The sequence below is a fragment of the Paraburkholderia agricolaris genome (genome assembly GCF_009455635.1).
Taxonomy (GTDB): domain Bacteria; phylum Pseudomonadota; class Gammaproteobacteria; order Burkholderiales; family Burkholderiaceae; genus Paraburkholderia; species Paraburkholderia agricolaris.
Genome location: NZ_QPER01000001.1, coordinates 2,588,110 through 2,606,380 on the forward strand (window position 1 = coordinate 2,588,110; position 18,271 = coordinate 2,606,380).

The 18,271-nt window shown below is 64.8% G+C and carries 15 protein-coding genes; 4 read left to right on the forward strand and 11 right to left on the reverse strand.

The features are described 5' to 3' along the window. Nucleotides 1–123: 123 nt before the first annotated feature. Both GH665_RS11580 and GH665_RS11585 read right to left on the reverse strand, forming a co-directional pair. On the reverse strand, nt 124–546 hold the full coding sequence (locus tag GH665_RS11580; RefSeq protein ID WP_153135970.1) for a hypothetical protein: 423 nt from the start codon (nt 544–546) through the stop codon (nt 124–126). 192 nt (nt 547–738) lie between these two features. After that, entirely contained in the window at nt 739–1,698 is a 960-nt protein-coding gene (locus tag GH665_RS11585; RefSeq protein ID WP_153135971.1) for a LysR family transcriptional regulator, read from the reverse strand. 222 nt (nt 1,699–1,920) lie between these two features. On the opposite strand from GH665_RS11585, the gene GH665_RS11590 reads away from it, so the two are divergent. Together GH665_RS11590 and GH665_RS11595 are read left to right on the forward strand one after the other, a co-directional pair. Continuing rightward, nucleotides 1,921–3,333, forward strand: coding sequence for a M20 family metallopeptidase (locus tag GH665_RS11590; RefSeq protein ID WP_153135972.1), 1,413 nt, complete (start codon nt 1,921–1,923; stop codon nt 3,331–3,333). 95 nt (nt 3,334–3,428) lie between these two features. Continuing rightward, entirely contained in the window at nt 3,429–4,712 is a 1,284-nt protein-coding gene (locus GH665_RS11595) for an MFS transporter (protein ID WP_153135973.1), read from the forward strand. 132 nt (nt 4,713–4,844) lie between these two features. Here the strand turns inward: GH665_RS11595 and GH665_RS11600 are convergent, their stop codons facing one another. Then, nucleotides 4,845–5,897 carry an NADP(H)-dependent aldo-keto reductase gene (locus GH665_RS11600; RefSeq protein WP_153135974.1) on the reverse strand — a complete coding sequence of 351 codons (1,053 nt, stop codon included), beginning with the start codon at nt 5,895–5,897 and terminating at the stop codon, nt 4,845–4,847. 137 nt (nt 5,898–6,034) lie between these two features. Here GH665_RS11600 and GH665_RS11605 point away from each other — a divergent pair, with 137 nt between their 5' ends. Beyond that, a complete protein-coding gene (locus GH665_RS11605; protein WP_006048800.1) occupies nt 6,035–6,247 on the forward strand; it encodes a DUF3820 family protein in 213 nt (70 codons plus the stop codon). Here GH665_RS11605 and GH665_RS11610 read toward each other — a convergent pair. The 3 genes from GH665_RS11610 to GH665_RS11620 form a co-directional block, all read right to left on the reverse strand. Next, a complete protein-coding gene (locus GH665_RS11610; protein WP_174771714.1) occupies nt 6,233–6,892 on the reverse strand; it encodes a trimeric intracellular cation channel family protein in 660 nt (219 codons plus the stop codon). The genes GH665_RS11605 and GH665_RS11610 overlap by 15 nt on opposite strands. A gap of 107 nt (nt 6,893–6,999) precedes the next feature. Then, the gene (gene cysC, locus GH665_RS11615) at nt 7,000–7,572 is read right to left on the reverse strand and encodes an adenylyl-sulfate kinase (RefSeq protein WP_153135975.1); all 573 of its coding nucleotides are present in this window, start codon (nt 7,570–7,572) and stop codon (nt 7,000–7,002) included. Continuing rightward, nucleotides 7,569–9,149: a tetratricopeptide repeat-containing sulfotransferase family protein gene (locus GH665_RS11620; RefSeq protein ID WP_153135976.1), complete on the reverse strand. Its 1,581-nt coding sequence runs from the start codon at nt 9,147–9,149 to the stop codon at nt 7,569–7,571. Before GH665_RS11620 ends, cysC begins: the two co-directional genes overlap by 4 nt. A 356-nt stretch (nt 9,150–9,505) precedes the next feature. Between GH665_RS11620 and GH665_RS11625 the strand changes: the two genes are divergently transcribed. Further along, nucleotides 9,506–9,862 carry a hypothetical protein gene (locus GH665_RS11625; protein ID WP_153135977.1) on the forward strand — a complete coding sequence of 119 codons (357 nt, stop codon included), beginning with the start codon at nt 9,506–9,508 and terminating at the stop codon, nt 9,860–9,862. 79 nt (nt 9,863–9,941) lie between these two features. Here the strand turns inward: GH665_RS11625 and GH665_RS11630 are convergent, their stop codons facing one another. The 5 genes from GH665_RS11630 to GH665_RS11650 all read right to left on the reverse strand — a co-directional run bounded on the left by GH665_RS11630 (nt 9,942) and on the right by GH665_RS11650 (nt 18,257). Then, entirely contained in the window at nt 9,942–11,639 is a 1,698-nt protein-coding gene (locus GH665_RS11630) for a cyclic peptide export ABC transporter (RefSeq protein ID WP_153135978.1), read from the reverse strand. Nucleotides 11,640–11,670: 31 nt separating this feature from the next. Beyond that, nucleotides 11,671–12,570 (reverse strand): ATP-binding cassette domain-containing protein, encoded by a 900-nt coding sequence (locus GH665_RS11635; RefSeq protein ID WP_153135979.1) that lies wholly within the window; start codon nt 12,568–12,570, stop codon nt 11,671–11,673. 67 nt (nt 12,571–12,637) lie between these two features. After that, on the reverse strand, nt 12,638–14,656 hold the full coding sequence (fhuB, locus tag GH665_RS11640; RefSeq protein WP_153135980.1) for a Fe(3+)-hydroxamate ABC transporter permease FhuB: 2,019 nt from the start codon (nt 14,654–14,656) through the stop codon (nt 12,638–12,640). Then, nucleotides 14,653–15,615, reverse strand: coding sequence for an ABC transporter substrate-binding protein (locus GH665_RS11645; protein ID WP_153135981.1), 963 nt, complete (start codon nt 15,613–15,615; stop codon nt 14,653–14,655). Before GH665_RS11645 ends, fhuB begins: the two co-directional genes overlap by 4 nt. After that, nucleotides 15,612–18,257 carry a penicillin acylase family protein gene (locus GH665_RS11650; RefSeq protein WP_153135982.1) on the reverse strand — a complete coding sequence of 882 codons (2,646 nt, stop codon included), beginning with the start codon at nt 18,255–18,257 and terminating at the stop codon, nt 15,612–15,614. Before GH665_RS11650 ends, GH665_RS11645 begins: the two co-directional genes overlap by 4 nt. Nucleotides 18,258–18,271 lie beyond the last annotated feature (14 nt).

Below are 18,271 nucleotides of genomic sequence, written 5' to 3' on the forward strand. Positions count from 1 at the left end.
CGCTAATAGACCACTAACAAATCAAGGAAAGGCCAAAAGGCCAAAAGCCCAACAACAGAACCAGCCCCCAACAAGGCAACGCCAAAAAAAACCAGAACCGCCGGGCAGGCAAAAACCCAACCCTCAATCCTCATCATCCGTCCAGGGAATATCCACATCAGAAATAAAGGCCACCGTTGCAAACGGCCCCCCATCCTGACGGCCGATCTTCCCATCGGCACGCTGCCATTCAACCCTGAACACCGTGGCAGGATCATCGGCAATCAACCGCACCGTGCGAACTTCATCCGGATCCGCTTCCTCGACAGGACCATCGAGCGAAACCAGCAACTCCTGCGGCCAAAGCCCATCGGTGGGATCGTAAATCTTGTCGCCGTCCGGAATCAGCGTGAATGCCTCCACACCGATCGTCGCGGACGCCTCAATGATCATCTTGCCCAGCGCGCGTAGCAACGCAGTCGCCCGCGCCGAGTTGGCCTGGCGAATTGCAAGATCCCCGCGCGTCAGCGCCTGCTCAAGTTTTGGGTTGGTTTTTTGTTGCGCCATTCGATGTCCTGATTCCTATCGCTCTGTTATGCACGGCACGCCGATTCGTCACGTACCGCTCTCCGTTTTTCGGGCTGAATCCTACCACTGGTGCGGGCCGCAGCATCGCCAGCCATGCCGTAAAAGCCCACCAAGCCGCTCCGTCACCACAGTTTAGGTCGTGAATCGCCGTCCGGCAGGGAGATTTGCCTTTCAATGGGCCTTGCCTCGCTTTCGGGCAGGCTTCGGCGCCGCAGCATCCGCCGGCTTCGCGCCGCCGATCCCGGCAATCAGATGGTCGCGGAACGCCTTGACCGACGGCGGCAACTCCCGACCGGCCATGGTTTGCACCTGGATGCTGCGCTGACGCATCTGCGGGTGCGTCAGCGGTATCGCGACGAAGCCGTCGCCGGCGTAACGATCGCGCACCGATAGCAGCCCCGTGAACATGATCGCCCCAGACTTCTGCGCGTAGCGGTACATCGCCCCGCTATTGTTGCTGGTGAGATCGGGCTCGAGCAGCACGCCTTCAAGCGCACAGGTAATGTCGATCAGTTGCCGGATCGTCGTGCCAGGCTCCGGCAGCACCAGCGGATAGCGCCGCAGGTCAGCCAGCGACACCCGCGCGCGCGCCGCCAGTGGATGGTCGGCGTGCAGCAGCGCCAGCACCGGCGCGCGCTCGGTGTGTTCGACCTTGACGCCCTTCTCCGGCGCGAGACTGAAGGTCAGCGCGAGATCGGCGTCGCCATCGCGCACACGGCGGGTCGCCTCGCCCGGCGGCACCACGGAGAGCGTGAAGTCGATCCCCGGGTACTGGCCGCGGAACGCCGCCATTGCACTGGGCAGAAAATCCGCGGCAAACCCCTCTGAACTCGCGACCTTGATCATGCTGCCATGCAATGCCTCGAGGCCGCCTATCTCCTTCATCACATGCTCCGCCTCGAGCAGGCTGCGCTGCGCATAGGCAAGCAGCCGCTCGCCCGCCTCGGAGAGCGACATGCCACGCGGCCGCCGCTCGAACAGCGCAACGCCGAGATCGCTTTCAAGCCGCGCGATCTGCCGGCTGATCGCCGAAACGGCGACATGCAGCCGCGCGGACGCGTCGCTGATCGAGCCCGTACGAGCCACTTCAACAAAATAGCGCAATGCGATGCCGTGCAATGAAAGTGCCATGAAGGTTGCCTTGAGCAAAGGTACGCACGAGCGTGTGCAGCCGTGTGTGGAGAGATTCAGCTTTGCCTTTTCGGCAATGCAAGTTTCGAAACACGATCATTGTGACAAAAATAACGGCCTCCTAGAATCGTTTCGAAGCTAATGGCCGCGAACCCAGGACCGTGCCACACCAGGCGCCGCGTCGCCGCCATCCCCCGCACCCCGCATCGGAGACAGACAAACGTGAGCCGCAATCAGGCCATTGAACACGCCACGCATCATTTCGAATCCGGCGCCTTTCTTGAGAACCTCAACCGTCGCGTCGGCTTTCGCACCGAGAGCCAGGAAAGCGACCGTGCCGCCACGCTGCTTTCGTACTTGAGCGACGAAATCGCGCCGGAAGTCGAAGGGCTCGGCTTTAGCACCCGCATCGTCGATAACCCGGCGCCAGGGTTCGGGCCGTTCCTGTTCGCCCATCGTCACGAAGACGACCGCCTGCCCACCGTACTGATCTACGGCCACGGCGACGTCGTGCGCGGCTACGACAGCCAGTGGCGCGCACCGCTGACGCCATGGGCCGTGACCGTCGAAGGCGAACGCTGGTACGGCCGCGGCACCGCCGACAACAAGGGCCAGCACTCCATCAATCTCGCCGCGCTCGCGAGCGTGCTGGCCGCGCGCGGCGGCAAGCTGGGCTTCAACGCGAAACTGCTGATCGAGATGGGCGAGGAAACCGGCTCGCCAGGACTCGACGCGATCTGCCACCAGCACAAGCAGGAACTGGCCGCCGACGTGCTGATCGCCTCCGACGGCCCGCGCCTCGCCGCGCGCCGCCCCACCGTCTTCCTCGGTTCGCGCGGCTCGGTGAACTTCAAGCTGTCGCTGAATCTGCGCGACGGCGCGCATCACTCGGGCAATTGGGGCGGCCTGTTGCGCAATCCAGCCACCGTGCTGGCGAACGCACTCGCCAGTCTGGTCGATGCGCGCGGCGTGATCGCAGTCGACGGCTTGCGTCCGCCGCCGATTCCCGAGGCGGTGCGCCGCGCACTGGCCGATATCACGGTAGGCGGCGGCCCGGGCGATCCGGCCGTCGACGACAACTGGGGCGAGCCCGGCCTCACGCCGCCAGAACGCGTGTTCGGCTGGAACAGCTTCGAAGTGCTGGCTTTCAAGGCGGGCAATCCCGAGAACCCGGTCAATGCCATTCCGTCATCGGCATTCGCCCATTGCCAGTTGCGCTTCGTGGTCGGCACCGACTGGGAAAACCTGGCGCAGCATCTGCGCGCCCATCTGGACGCGCATGGTTTTTTGCTGGTCGAGATCGGCGTCGAGCGCGGTGCGCCGGCCACCCGTCTGAATCCCGACGACCCATGGGTGACCTGGGCCATCGCCTCGCTCGAACAGACCACCGGCAAGAAAACGGCCGTCCTGCCGAATCTCGGCGGCACGCTGCCCAACGAAGTCTTCGCCGACACGCTCGGCCTGCCGACCATCTGGGTGCCGCATTCGTACCCGGCCTGCTCGCAGCACGCGCCGAACGAGCATCTGCTCGGGCCGGTGGTGCGCGAGGGCCTGCAGATCATGGCGGGACTGTTCTGGGATCTGGGTGAGAACGCGCCGCGCACGAGCGCAACGCGTCCAGAAGCCACGGCCTGAGCGAGCACCGCAGCACGTTCGCCGCTCATCCCCGGTTCACTCGCACTTCACCCGCAGTTCACTGCCAGCCGCATCCGCTACGAGGCACGCCCACGATGATCACGTCCACCTTGCAAGCCAGCGCCGCGCGGCCGTCCGCCGCGAAGGTCCATCGCATCATTCTCGCGGCGTCGATCGGCAATGCGCTTGAATGGTTCGACCTCGTCGTCTACGGTTTTTTCGCGGTCACGATCGCGAAGCTGTTCTTCCCGGCGCGCACCGAAGCAATTTCGTTGATGCTCACGCTCGGCACCTTCGGCATCTCGTATCTGATCCGCCCGCTCGGCGGATTCGTGCTCGGTTCACTCGCGGATCGCGCGGGCCGCAAGGCATCGCTGCTGCTGTCGATCGGCTTGATGATGATCGGCACGTTGACGATCGCCGTGATGCCGTCGTATGCCGCGATCGGGATATGGGCGCCGGCCGGCATCATGCTGTCGCGGTTGGTTCAAGGATTCTCGGCGGGTGGCGAGTTCGGTGCGTCCACTGCGTTTCTGGTCGAGCATGCGCCGCAGCGGCGCGGTTTCATGGGCAGCTGGCAGTTCGCCAGCCAGGGGCTCGCGACGCTGCTCGCCTCCGGTTTCGGTGCGTTGCTGACGAGCCAGCTCACGACGGCGCAACTCGAATCCTGGGGCTGGCGCATTCCGTTTCTGTTCGGCCTCGTGATCGGCCCGGTCGGCTTCTATATTCGCCGTTACGTGGACGAAGGGGCCGAGTTCGACACAGAGCCCAAAACGCGCACGCCGCTGCGCGATCTGTTCGGCACGCAGAAGGTCCGCATGCTGCTCGCGATCGGCTCGCTGGTGATCTCGACCGCGGCCAACTACATGATCCTGTACATGCCGACCTACGCGATCAAGCAGTTGCACCTGCCCGCCTCGACCGGCTTCACGGCCACGCTCGCGACGGGCATCGTGCTCACCGTGCTGACGCCGTTCGCCGGCCACTTGTCCGATAGCGCGGGACGGATCCGCATCATGGCGGTTGCCGCGACGCTGATGCTGCTGACGGTCTATCCAACCTTTATCTACATGAACGCGCATCCGTCGTTCGCCACGATGCTGCTGGCCTTGATCTGGATCGGCGCATTGAAGGCGGCGTACTTTGGCGCACTGCCCGCGCTGATGTCAGAGATTTTCCCGACGCAAACGCGCGCAACCGGTCTCGCAACCAGCTACAACATCGGCGTAACGGTGTTCGGCGGCTTTGCGCCCTTCGTGATCACCTGGCTGATCGACGCAAGCGGCAACAAGCTCGCGCCCGGCTTCTATCTGATGTTCTGCGCGGTGGTGAGTTTGTCGGCGCTCTATGCGGTGCGCTCGAAGCTGAAGATTCGCTGAGCGGCTTGCCGTGAGCTGGAGGGAGTTCGCGGAGGGCTCGAGGCGAGGCGAGGTGAGGCAAGCTGAGATAAGTTCAGACACGCTGAGGCGGACAAGGCAGATCAACCCGCCTTGCCCGCCCCGGCAACTACCTCAAGGCGCAGGATTGGGCTGCAGTTCATGCAGCTTGTCGATCTCCGCGAGCGCTTCCGGCGAAAGTTTCACGTCGGCGCTGGCGATATTTTCCTTCAGTTGATCGAGCGACGTCGCGCCAATCAGATTGCTCGTCAGGAACGGCCGGCTATTGACGAAGGCCAGCGCGAACTGCGCGGGCGACAGGCCATGACGCTTCGCCAGCTCCACATAGCGCGTGGTGGCCTGGACCGCTTGCGGCTTGCTGTAACGCTGAAAGCGCTCGAACAGCGAAATGCGGGCGCCCGCCGGACGCGCGCCGCCTTCATACTTGCCCGACAGCCAGCCAAAGGCCAGCGGCGAATACGCCAGCAGGCCGATATTGTCGCGATGCGCATACTCGGACAGACCCGCTTCGTACGTGCGGTTCAACAGGCTATACGGATTCTGGATGCTGACAATGCGCGGCAAACCGAGCTTTTCGGCCGCGCGCAGAAACTGCGCGACACCCCAGGGCGTTTCGTTCGACACGCCGATATGGCGAATCTTGCCTGCCTTGACGAACTCGGCGAGCACCGAGAGGGTTTCTTCGATCGGCACCGTATACGCGTCGTCGACCCACGGATAGGCGGGACGGCCAAATGTCATCGTGCTGCGATCCGGCCAGTGCAACTGGTACAGATCGACGTAGTCCGTTTGCAGACGCTCAAGGCTGCCGTTCAGCGCTTCGGTCAGATTCTTGCGGTCGAACTGGTTGCCCTCGCCGCGAATATGGCGCGGGTTGTGCGGCTGACGCGCCGGGCCGGCGATCTTGGTGGCCAGCACGATCTTCTCGCGCGCGCCGCGATGCTGCGCGATCCACGTGCCGATATAGCGCTCGGTCGAACCTTGCGTCTCGGGGCGCGGCGGCACCGGGTACATTTCCGCGGCATCGATCAGATTGACGCCATGGTCGAGCGCGTAATCGATCTGTGCGTGCGCTTCCTGCTCGGTGTTCTGCTCGCCCCACGTCATGGTGCCGAGACCGATCAGGCTAACCTTCACATCCGAGTCGCCGAGTCTGCGGTATTCCATCGAACCTGTCCTATTGTGTGTAAACGGAAAGCGCCGACGTTACCATGCCCGCGCAATGCCTGCAGCGCGGCTAAAATGCTGCTTCAGCAGCCGCTCACACCGGCGCGCTCAACGAACTTTCCGTCGACCGATCTGCGATGAATCCCGAACACCTCGAACTGCTGGTCACGCGAGTGATGCCGTACGGAAAATACAAAGGCCGGCTGATCGCGGATCTGCCCGGCCACTATCTGAACTGGTTTGCGAGTCAGGGCTTTCCACCGGGAGAAATCGGCCGTCTGCTGGCCTTGATGCACGAGATCGACCACAACGGTTTGTCGTCGCTGATCGAGCCTTTACGCAAGCGCTGAGAGCGACGCCTTCGGCAGATGCCAGCCGTAGGTGACGGCAAGCACGCGCAAGATGAAGCACGCGGCGCCGCCGGCCAGGGCCGCGACGCCAGGCGGCAAGCCGGCGCGCCGCGCCACCACCACGACGAAAGCACCCGCGAAGGCCGCGGTCGCATAGATGTCGGCATGCAGCACGAGCGGCACGCGCGCCATCAGCACGTCGCGGATCACACCGCCGCCCACGCCTGTGACGGTACCCATCAGCATCGCGATAAACGGGCGGATTCCGAATAGCAGCGCTTTCTCGACACCCGCCACGGCAAACAGCGCGAGGCCGGCTGCATCGAGCACGGTGATCAGCCCGGCAGGAAATTGCTGGACAGTGGAATGGAAAACGAAGGTGAGCAGCCCGGTGGCGAACGTCAACGCCGGGTAACGCCAGTCGCGTATCGCGTTAGGCGGTGAATCGCCGATCAACAGATCGCGGATCACCCCGCCGCCAAGCGCCGCGACAAACGAGATCACCATCACACCCAGCAGATCGAGACCGCCGCGCATCGCGCTGAGCGCGCCCTCGATCGCGAAGACAACCGTGCCGGCCAGATCGGCGGCCAGAACCAGCGCTTCGACGTTCGGCGTTATTTTTCTTATCGACAATGTCGGCATCGACGCATCACCCTTTCAGTCCACGAGTAGCCGGAAAGGTATAGCGAAATGCCCGCCGCCTGGTGAAAAATTTGTGCGGCCGGCACACAATACGGACGGCGCGCCCGTTATTTCGCGAGGCGCGGCCGGCCAAGCCCGCTCTCTCTCGTCAGGCAACCCATGGCGACCAGATGCACGAGCAGGCGGTCTACCGCCTCGTCGATCGACACCCGATCGGTTTCGATCATCAGATCGGGATCGAGCGGCACATCGTACGGCCCGGAAATGCCGGTGAAATTGGGAATCTCGCCACGCCGCGCACGCGCGTAGAGGCCTTTGACATCGCGTGCCTCGCACACCGTCAGCGGCGCATTCACGAACACTTCGACGAACCCCTCGCCCACGATCTCGCGAGCCATGCGCCGATGCTCATGCTCAGGCGAAATCACCGCGGCCATCGCGATGAAACCCTGTTGCATGAACAGCGCCGCGACGTGCGCGACCCGCCGCAGATTTTCGGTGCGGTCTTCGGGGGTGAAGCCGAGGCCGGCGGTCAGGCCGCGCCGCAGCACGTCGCCGTCGAGCACGATCGAGGCATGCCCCGCTGCTTTCAGACGCTGGTGCAACGCGTCGGCCAAGGTCGATTTACCGGCGCCGGACAGACCGGTCATCCATATGACGGCTCCGCGGGTTGTGCTCATGACTTACGCTCCATATCTGTTGCCGGTGCCTCGGCATTCGCCACCGGCGCGCCGAAGCTGTCGGCCGGCGCCAGGTCCGGTCCCAAACCGTCAAACAAGGGTTGCAGCAACGCCTGGCGCGGCTGCCAGCGCCGCACCGAGGTCTTGTAGAGCGGGCGGCGCACCTGCGCCGCGCTTGCCGTGTTGACCTGCCGCTCGGTCTGGTGAAACGACAGGCAGCGCTCGTCCCAGTCGAGTCCGCAATGCGCAAGCAAACGCCGGACATTGCCTTCGAGGTCCTCGACCAGCTCTTCGTATTTGACTTCGATCATCGTGCCTTCGGGTAATACGCGTTGCCAATGCGCCATCAGCGCGTCGTAGGCGCGGTAGTAGCGGCCCAGTTCACCGAGATCGTAGCTAAACGGTACGTCGTGAAAAATTCGTGAAAAAATCGACAGACAACTTTGCAACGGTGAACGGCTGCTGTGAATGAAGCGCGCGTTCGGCAATGCCAGATGGATCAAGCCGACGTTGATGAAATTGAATGGATACTTGTCGGTGAAGCGCGTGCAGCCCGGTGCCGAGCCTTGCATTTCCAGTTGCGGCGCGTGCATGCGGCGCAAATAGTCGGCGCCGAGCGTGCGCAATTGTGCGGCCCCGACGCCCTGCAATGCTTCGATATCGATACGCAACGGGTCGTTTAAATCGCGGCCGATGCAATTCACCAGCGCCTCGCCGAAGTCCGTACGCTCGCCCATGCCGAGAACCTGCGGATGGCTCGCGAGAATCTGTTCGATCAGGGTGGAACCCGAGCGCGGCATACCGACAATAAAAATCGGCGCGGCCGACGGATCGCCCAGCCCGTGTTTGGCCGCCAGCACCTCCGCAGTCAGGAGCTCGGGCAAATGCGCGAACAGACCGAGCGCCGCCGCTTCGTCATAACGCACGCCGGCGCGGTGCAAGGCGTTCCCTTTCAGGAAATGATCGAACGACGCATTGTTGCGGCCCAGATCGGACAGCGCCTGACCATACGCGAAGTGCAGTTCCGCCTGATTGGCCGGCGTGAGCGAAGCAAGCTTGCCGGCGAACCGCTCGAGCGCGGCGAACACCGGATCGTCGGCGCTCAGGCGCTTGGATTGCACGAAGTTGCGGTAGTACAGCGGCACCTGCGGAGCGGCTTCGATCGCGTGGCGATAGGCTTCGTGCGATTCGTCAAAACGGCCGAGCGCCTGCAGGCAGTTGCCCATGTTGTTGTACGAACCGTCGGCTTGCGGATTCAGCCGCACGGCTTCGCGGTAGGCGTCGACGGCCTGCTCGAGCCGGTGCATCTGCTCGAGCGACCAGCCGAGCCCGTGACGTAAATTGGTGTTCAGCGGATCGAGCGCAATGGCCTCGTGATAGCGGACCACGGCTTCGGAAAAGCGGTTCAGCACGGCGAGCGTCCCCGCAAGGCGCTCATTGACGGCGCCGTTGGCGGGATCGAGCGCGCGCGCCGCTTCGAAACAGTGGAGTGCCGCCTGGAGTTCGCCGCGAGCGACGCATGCGTCGCCTTCGGCGCACCATTCCGGGGCAGTCGCAGGCTGTGGATCGTGCTTCATTAACGGCCAGTTTCTTGCAGGCTTCGCGTCAGGCAGCCCGGCAATGTGGGATACGTTCTTCTTCGTCCAGTGTCGGCACAAACCTGCTCTGGATTCAAAGGGGGAATTGTCTGACGCGAAAGTATCAGGCGTGCCCTACAGTTTCGTTTCGAATATTTAACGAAGTGTTACAGGGAGATGAATCGGTCATCTTCTGGAAGCTTGCTGCAACGCGCGACCGCTATGGCATTGGATCGCCGCGCCGGCCTCTCGGCGGCGGCGTGGCGCGCACCGGCCGTAATTTGCGGACACAAATCCCGCTGAACTCCCGGGCACAGCGTTTTTCTGACTCTTATACGAGGAGGCGGGAGAAAATCGTGAGCAGGCTTATTGCATCAGTCGCGATGCTGGCTGTGGCGGCAAGTCTCACCGGTTGCGCGGTCGCACCGGGATACGACTACGCCTACCCTTACTACTACCCCGGCTACGGTTACGCGTACGGGCCATACGGACCGGCTTACGGCTCGGTCGACATCTGGGGCGGCTGGGGCGGCTCGTGCTGCTACTACCATGGGCACGGCGGCTACTGGCGTGGCGGTGGATGGCACGGCGGTGGATGGCACGGCGGAGGCTGGCATGGGGGTGGCTGGCACGGCGGCGGGGGCGGCCACGGCGGTGGCGGTGGCGGCAGTGCGTGGAGCAGCGGCGGCGGTCAGGGCGGTCACGGGCATTGACACCGCCGGCCGTGCCTTTGTCACGCAGCGGAGCGCGCCGGCCGGGGTGCCCGGCTTACTCATACACGAGGCCGTCGCCTCATCCCTCCCGCGCCACCTCGATCTTCGTTGTCGTTTCAACGATCTTGCCGCTTGACAGCCGGATCACCCGGTCCGCCGTATCGAAGAACCGGTCGTCGTGCGAGATCACGATCAGCGTCTTGCCCTGCCGCTTCAGCTCAGGCAGGAACTCGTTGTAAAACACGCGACGGAAGGTCGGGTCCTGATCGGCCGCCCATTCGTCGAACATCATCACCGGCCGTTCTTCGAGCATCGCATGCACGAGCGCGAGCCGTTTGCGCTGCCCCGCCGACAGATCGATCGTCGAAAACACGCCGTCGCTGACCTTCACCTTGTGCGCGATCTCCAGATGTTCGAGCCACTTCTGGGCGCGCGCGATCATTTCCGGATCGCGCGCAACCAGGTCGTCGAACAGGTAATAGTCAGAGAACACCGCGGAAAACATCTGCCGGTAAGCGTCGATCCGTTCGGCCGGAACCGGTGCGCCGTCGAGCAGCAACTGACCGGCGCTCGGGCTGTACAAACCGAGCAGCAGCTTGACCAGCGTGGTCTTGCCGCAGCCGTTTTCGCCGACGATAAACAACGTCTCGCCGCGCCGGATCGTCAGATCGACCGGGCCGAGACTGAACGGCACGACCTCGCCATTCGACGCATACGTATAGCTCGCCGCGCGCAACGTGATGTCCTCACGCATCGTCAGACGTTCCTGTGCCGGCCCTTCCCTGTCATCGAGCAGATACGGCTCGCGGCTCGTGAATTGCGAGGTCAGATCGGCGATCCGCCGGAACGACACCTGCGCCTGACCGAGCGCGGGCAATGCGCTTGCAAGCTGGTCGACCGGGCCGCGCACGTACAGCAGCACGATCACGAAGCCGCTGATCACTCGCGGATCGACTCCGAGCCGGTATTGCGCCACCAGCAGCACGCCGATCACCGCAAAAAACAGCGTCGAACTGGCCGCGTCGGTGGCCCAGAATACCCGCATCGCACGCGTCTTCAGATCGGCGATCGTGTCGGCCGCACCGGACAATTGCGCGCCGTACACCCGCTCGCGCCGATCGCGATTCAGACGCAGTTCCTTCGCGCCTTCGGTGATCGCGCGGTACTGCTTCTGCAATTCGTCCTGTGCGCCTCGCACGCCTTCGTAATGGCGCGTCCAGCGGCGCGATGCATTGCGGTTGAAGAGCATCCCGAGCGCGATCGCGACTGCCGCGAGCACGAACAGCAGCGGCGAGAGCACCAGCATATAGACGATGCAGCCGACCACGATCGCGAACGCAATCGCGAATCCGGAGAAGTTGAACGTGAATGCGCTGACGGTATCGACATCGCCATTCAGCGTCGCGATCAGCCGATGCACCTTGTAGCGCTCGATTGCCGAAATCGGCGCGCAGACGATCCGCGCGGAAATGTCCTTACGCAGCGCGGCAATGATCTGCTGCCCGATCATGCTGTTGCCGACTCCGGCCGCCGCGCGCCCTGCCAGCGTGACGAGACAGAGCACGACGAACAGTGCGATGGTGCGCCCGCTCGCGCCACCCGGCGCATGCAGGCCGTCATTGATGGTTGCCAGCAGCCACGCGGTGGACAGGCCGCCGATGCCGCCCATCAGGGTTGCAAACAGCGTTACGCGCCAGAACGGGCGCAGCAGGCGGATCAGCTCGTGCGAAAGACCCTGTTTCGAATCAGCCGCGGGGGTCGTGGTGGTGGGTGTCATCGCTTTTTCCATCGTATGCGCCGTGCGGCGTTCAACGTACGTAACTCACCGGCTCGCCGGTGTCGGGGTGGCGCATCACGCCCATTGAAATGCCGTAGATCGCCTGTAATTGCGCGGGCGTCAGGATCTCTTCCGGCGTGCCTTGCGCGATCAGCCTGCCACCGTGCAGCGCGACGATTTCATCGCAATAGCGGGCGGCCATATTGACGTCGTGCAGCACGACGATGATGCCGATGCCGCGCTCGGTCGACAGCCGCTGCACCAGCGACAACACCTCGACCTGATGCGCGACGTCGAGCGCGGAGATCGGTTCGTCGAGCAACAGATAGTCGGCGTCCTGCGCGATCAGCATCGCCAGCCAGACACGCTGGCGCTCGCCACCGGACAGCGTATCGACCAGCCGGTCGGCGAAACCGGTCACGTCGGTGAGCGCCATCGCCTCCTCGACTTTCGCGCGGTCGGCGTCGGTAAAGCGGCCCAGCGCGCCGCGCCACGGATAGCGGCCGAACGCAACCAGTTCGCGTACCAGAATCCCCGCGGCCGACGGCGTGTGCTGCGGCAGATACGCCAGTTTCTGCGCGAAGGCGCGGGTCGGCCATTGATCGAGCGGCTTGCCTTCGAACAGGATCTGGCCGTCGCTGGCCGGCTGCTGCCGCGCGAGAATCTTGATCAACGTGGACTTGCCGGAACCGTTATGGCCGATCAGCCCGATCACGCGCCGCGCGGGCAGCGTCAAGCTCAGCGAACGCAGCAAGGTGCGCTCCGGCAACGCGAACGTCACGTCGCGCAACTCGAAAATCGGCATTTCGGGCGCGTTGTGCGTACCGTTCGAACCGTTCGAACCGGCAATGGCCAGGCTCGCGCCGTCGGGCGCGTCGCCCGCTTGCGCGCGGGACACGGGCCACGGAACCCCATTCGCGGGTCGGGTCATAGGCTTTTTCCTGCCAAACGTCGGGTCGCGCGCGCGGCATCGCGCAGCATGACCGTGAATCGGAGCTTCATGATTTTTGCTTCCACATCAGAATCAGAAAATACGGGCCGCCGATGAATGCAACCAGCAAACCGGCCGGCACCTGATTCGGGAACAGCAGGTTGCGGCCGAGCCAGTCGGCCAGCACCATCAGCGCGGCCCCGATCAGGGCGCCCGCGAGCGCTTGCGGCACCGCGCGGCGCAAACCGAGCAGCCGCGCCATATGCGGCGCCATCAGCCCCACGAACGACACCGGCCCGACAATCAGGGTGGCCGCCGCGGTAGCCAGCGCGCACAAGCCGAGCAAGGCCATCCGCACCGTGGATACCGATACGCCGACCGCCCGCGCCGACTGCTCGCCGAGCGACAGAATCTCGAGAGAGCGCGCCGCGAACGGCAGCAAGCCGGCGCTGGTCACGGCAACCACGCAGGCCGCCAGCGCGTCGGCGCTTTGCACGCGATAGGTCGAGCCCGCCATCCACGCCTGCAGGATCGGCATGCGTGGATCGCCGCTCGTCAGCAGTACCGACACGACGCTGCCGGTCACGGTCGCCACCGCGATGCCGACCAGCACGAGGCGCTCCGGTGAGAACGTGCTTTTGCGCGCGAGCGCAAACATCACCAGCAACGTCGCCAGCGCGCCGGCCGCGCCGGTCAGGACGCGCACCGCCTGCCCCGCCGACGGCGCGATAAAGAGCAGCGCGATCAACGCCAGCGACGCGCCCGACGAAATGCCCAGCACTTCGGGGCTCGCCATCGGATTCGCGGTCAGCCGCTGGATCACGACACCCGCGACCGCCAGCATCACGCCGGCCGCCAGCGCAGCCGCCACGCGCGGCGCGCGCAGCGTCAGCAACGGCTGCACGTCGGCCCACGGCAACAGCCGCCAGCCCGACAGGCCGCGATTGAAATCGACCGCCAGCGTAGCGAGAACGACCAGCGCAAGCGCCGCCAGCACGAGCCAGCCCGCGTGAAACCGGCGCGGCGCCGACGCCCCATAAGAGCTCGGCGCGGGTTGCAACGCGGCGTCTTTCAGGAGCGGCAACATCAGCAACAGCAGCGGTGCACCGAACAGTGCCGTCACCGCACCGGTTGGAATCTCCACGAACACGCGGCCGGCGAGTTGCGCGCCTTCGTCAGCGAGCCACAGCAGGCATGCGCCGATCACCGGCGACCAGACCAGCCGCTGCCGCAGCGTGCGGGCTCCCGCGAGCCGCGCGAGCACCGGACCGGCCAGCCCGATAAAGCCGATCACGCCGACCGCGCTCACCACCAGCGCGCTCAGCATGGAGGCGATCAGCAACGCGCCTGCGCGGATCGTGCGCAACGGCAAGCCCACGCTGCGGGCACTTTCGTCGCCGAGTTCGAGCACGGCGAGCGCGTTCGTCATTAGCGCGACGAGCGCCGCGACCACCGCGAGCCGTGCCACCAGATACTGCGCGACCGCCCAGCCGTTCTGATTCAGCATGCCGCTCTGCCAGATGAACACCGACACGAGGCTCTGCCCGAAAAACAGTGCCAGCACCGACGTAAACGCACCGGTGCACAGCGTAACCAGCAAGCCGCCGAGGATCATGCTCAAGGGCGAGAAGGCGCGGCTCCACGACACCGCCATGACGACGCCGACGCTCACCAGCGCACCCACCAGCGCGACCCATTCACGGCCGTGTATCAACAGATCCGGAAACCACAACGAGACCACCGACAGCGACACGCTCGCGCCCGCCGACACGCCGAGCGTGGTCGGCTCCGCGAGCGGATTGCGCAGCACATGCTGAAAGATCGCGCCGGCCAGCGCGAGCGCCGCGCCGCTCGCCAGCGCGACGGCCAGCCGCGGCAATGTTGCGTAACGCAGCGCGATCAGCGAGAGATCGTCGGACGACGCATCGGCGAGATGCCACAGCGTTCCCCACGACGCGGACGGCAGTTGCAGGCTCAGCAGCCAGAGCGTCGCGGCCAGCGCGACACCGCCTAAGCCGGCCGCCATCAGCCACGGATGCGCAAGCGAGCCCCGGGTGCGCCGCGCGAGCGCAAGACCGGGCGTCACGCGGACCTCCGCGCGGTGAGCGCCGCCGCGAAGTGATCCGCGAACTGGCGTGCGCTTGGCAGCGAACCGAACACGTCGAATGGCTGGATCGGATTCACGCGACCCTCGCGAACCATCGGCAAACGGCTCCACACCGGGCTCTCGGTCAGCGTGTTCAGCGCGGCCTGGGTCGATGCACCGTAATCGATGTAGAGCAGTTCCGCCTGCGGCGCCACGGCGAGTTGCTCGACGCCGACCACCGCGCAGCCGTAGCCGTTGGTCCTGCCTTGCCATGCATTGACGAAGCCGAGTCGCTGCATCACGTCGGACACGACGCAATTTTTTGCATAGATGAGAATATTGCTGCCGCCTGTGTCGAGCTGGGTGACGAACACAGGGCGGCGTGACGGAGGCTTCGCTACCTCGACCGAATCGCCGCCGAGCTTCGTTTTCAGTTCGGCGAAGTGCGCGCCGAGCTGGGCGATATAGGCGGCCCCCTCACGCTCGCGTCCAATCACCCGCGCGAGCCGCATCATTTCTGCGCTCGAGCGCTCGACGATATTCGCGTGGCCGGCGCCGGAATAGATGTCGAGCACGAACACGGGTGCGATCCGTTCCAGCAGACCGCGCAAGCTCGCGCTCATCGTTTCGATAACGATCAGCGAGGTCTTCAGTTCGCGCAGTACTTCGAGGTTCGGCTCCGCCGGATAACCGCAATCGACGATACCGTCGGGCAAAGGCGGAAAACCGCCCATGGTCGCGTACACGTCGAGCGCACCGGCCGCCACCGGTTTTACATCGAGCGCGAGCAGCGTTTCGGTGCCAGGCCGATCCGGGGTCGCGACACGCGGCCCGTTTGCGAATCCCGCAACCGCATGCGTGGAAGCGTGCGCGGTTGCGGGCGTGAAAGTCAGAGCGCCTGCGACCGGCATCATCAACGGCACCGTCAATGCGCCGAGAAAGCCTCGCCGCGTCGTCATTGCCGCGCTCCGGTCACGGCGGCGGCGTCGATGGTGGCATCGAGCCGGATCGTGTCGTTACGGTTGGCGCCCCCAGGCGCATCGCTCGCGATGCCCGTGGCGAACGGCATGCGCAGCCAGTCCTTGCTCGCATAGCGCAGTGTGCCGGCGCTGAAATACGGCGAGCCCGGATCATCGGATTGCGCATCGGCCATCATCGTGTACGCGACCGGGCCGCCCTCCGCGCCCGGCTGCGCAAAGCCCACCGTTTGCATATAGCTGTTGCCGGCCAGGTCCGCAGCGTCGGCGGCGGGTTTGGCGCGGCTGGCGCCGAATACGCACGCTGCCGTGAAATAGCCCGTTTCGCTGCATCCCCCGTACAGCGGAATGCGACGGCCGTTTTCAGTGACGGACAACAACTCGCCGGTAGTCGCATCGATCGCGACACCGTATTTTTGCAGATCGAGCACGGCGGCGCCCAGTGCCGCGCCGAGCCGCGCCGGATCGGTTTGCAAACCGCGCGGCGTGTTCAGTGGATCGGCGGGATCGAACTGGGTCGCGTAGAGCTTCGCATCGCCGATCTTTTCCGCGCGCGACCAGAATGCGCCCCACAACGGCGCACCGCGCGATTGCGTCGCGCCGGTGTTGTCCCACCCGCGCAGCACGCGGCACGCGGCGGCGATATCCACTTTGCGCGAGGCTGGCGCACCCGGGGTGCTCGCTGTGTTGGCAGCGTTGGCAGCAGATGCAGCCGCCGCCGGGTCGTTCGGCACACTGACTTCGATGCGATTCGCACTATCCGCGACGCACACCTGCGCCAGCAACGCAGCCTTGAACAGTTCCGCCGACAGCACGCGGCTATTCAGCGACAGGTCCCGTACCGTCGCATTGGTCGCACCGCGTCCCGGCAAGCCATCGCTGCCCGCCATACGTTGCGCGATCATCAGATGCCCGAGCCGCGCGCGCAACCCGGGCGCCTCCGGTGCGCCGCCAAAAATCCTCGGATAACCGGTAAGCGGCTGCGCGGGATTCGTCAGCCAGTGGCTGTTGTTCATGTTCGCGACGTAATCGGTGCGCAGCAGGCTCGGCATGCTGCTCGCGGCGAACGCGCCGGGTTGAGGCGAACCGGCGTCGGTGCGCCAGTTGCACGACGAACGCGAGCCGTCGAGCAAGGGCACGCCCGGAGCGCCTTTGGCGAACGCGGGTGCCAGCTTCGGCGCGCATTGCGCGGCGAGCTCGTCGGGCACGTTCGGCACCGCGCCGATATCCGCGTACCACGCGCGACGATCGCCACGCCCTATCGCGAGCGTGTTGACCCACGGCACGGCGGCGAGGCGCCGCTGAATCGCGATGAAATCGTCCAGCGAGCGCGCCTGATCCCATGCGAGGAAATTGCGGAACACCCGGAAGTTGTCCGCGTTGATATCGCGGATCGCAAACGCCTGCTGCCCATTCCACGCAAACGCCGGCGACATGGCGCCGAGATTGACCAGCGGACCGAAGCGCGTGCGATACAGCGTGCGCGTACGTTTGATCAACTGACCGTTGCCGTCGAGCACATCGATGGTGAGCGGCACTGCCGTCATCGGCTCGGGTTTGCCGTCGAACAGATAGGTGGTCGGCTTGCCTTGCTGCAAGCTCAACTGAAACACGCCGAAGCGTCGCGCGCTCGATACCGTGTGGGTCCACGCCACCGAATCGTTGAAGCCGATCATCACGAGCGGAACACCGAGAAACCCGGCGCCGCTGACATTCAACTGGCCAGGAATCGTCAGTTGCTGCTGATAGAAACGATCCGGACCGCGCCAGAACCAGTGTGGGTTGCCGAACAGTAACGGCTGGCCGTCGGGCGTCGCGTCGCCGCCGAACGCGATGCCGTTGCTGCCGAGTCCGACGTGTCCGCCTGCCTGGAAGTACTGTTGCGACAAGGCCTGCGCCGCGCTATCGAGCGATGCCGTCTGAATGCCGGCCTCTGCTGAACTCCGCCGTTCCGTCGACGACGTTTGAGCATTCCCGGAAGGCGGCGTAGCCGTGGCGATCGCGGTGACGAATTGGGCGTAACCGCCGGCAAGATTCGCCGCGTACAGACGGCGGTAAATATCGGCTTCAGTGATATCGCTCAGCCACGCCTGCCCGCGGCACGCCTGATATTGCTGGGCCGGTGCGCTACCGTCGCGCACCGATTGCACGACCCGGTTGTAGCCAGCCGCGAAACCATGCACCAGTTGCCGGATTTGCGGCGGCTGCGCTTGCCGGTAGGTCTCGACGATCTCGTTCGTATCGATCAGCCGGAAGAAGAAATCGGCGTCGATGTTCTTCGGCTGGCCGTACGTGGAATGCAAGGGCAAATGCGCATCCGCGCCGAAATAGCGCGAACGTTCGCCGCGATACGTGACGAACGCATCGGCCATCGTGCACAGATTGTCGCTCGCCTGCGCGAAGCCGACGCCATAGCCGAGGCTCGTCCAGTCGGCGGCTTCGATATGCGGCACGCCGTCGGCCATCCGGCGGATCTGCACCTGAACATGTTCGGGACGTGGATTGCCGGCGGCGTTCGCAGCGCGGCCGTTATCGCCCGACGCAGCGCCGGTCGTGCAGCCAACGCCGATCAGCGCGGCGAGGACTCCGGCGCCGAGCGCCAGTACGGTCTTCAGTTTTTGCATGCTCCATCCAGTGA

Bases quoted from the DNA above. Each gene is read 5' to 3' on its own strand.
- GH665_RS11580 (WP_153135970.1), bottom strand. From the start codon at position 546: ATGGCGCAACAAAAAACCAACCCAAAACTTGAGCAGGCGCTGACGCGC.
- GH665_RS11585 (WP_153135971.1), bottom strand. From the start codon at position 1,698: ATGGCACTTTCATTGCACGGCATCGCATTGCGCTATTTTGTTGAAGTG.
- GH665_RS11595 (WP_153135973.1), top strand. From the start codon at position 3,429: ATGATCACGTCCACCTTGCAAGCCAGCGCCGCGCGGCCGTCCGCCGCG.
- GH665_RS11600 (WP_153135974.1), bottom strand. From the start codon at position 5,897: ATGGAATACCGCAGACTCGGCGACTCGGATGTGAAGGTTAGCCTGATC.
- GH665_RS11605 (WP_006048800.1), top strand. From the start codon at position 6,035: ATGAATCCCGAACACCTCGAACTGCTGGTCACGCGAGTGATGCCGTAC.
- GH665_RS11610 (WP_174771714.1), bottom strand. From the start codon at position 6,892: ATGCCGACATTGTCGATAAGAAAAATAACGCCGAACGTCGAAGCGCTG.
- cysC (WP_153135975.1), bottom strand. From the start codon at position 7,572: ATGAGCACAACCCGCGGAGCCGTCATATGGATGACCGGTCTGTCCGGC.
- GH665_RS11620 (WP_153135976.1), bottom strand. From the start codon at position 9,149: ATGAAGCACGATCCACAGCCTGCGACTGCCCCGGAATGGTGCGCCGAA.
- GH665_RS11630 (WP_153135978.1), bottom strand. From the start codon at position 11,639: ATGACACCCACCACCACGACCCCCGCGGCTGATTCGAAACAGGGTCTT.
- GH665_RS11635 (WP_153135979.1), bottom strand. From the start codon at position 12,570: ATGACCCGACCCGCGAATGGGGTTCCGTGGCCCGTGTCCCGCGCGCAA.
- GH665_RS11645 (WP_153135981.1), bottom strand. From the start codon at position 15,615: ATGACGACGCGGCGAGGCTTTCTCGGCGCATTGACGGTGCCGTTGATG.
- GH665_RS11650 (WP_153135982.1), bottom strand. From the start codon at position 18,257: ATGCAAAAACTGAAGACCGTACTGGCGCTCGGCGCCGGAGTCCTCGCC.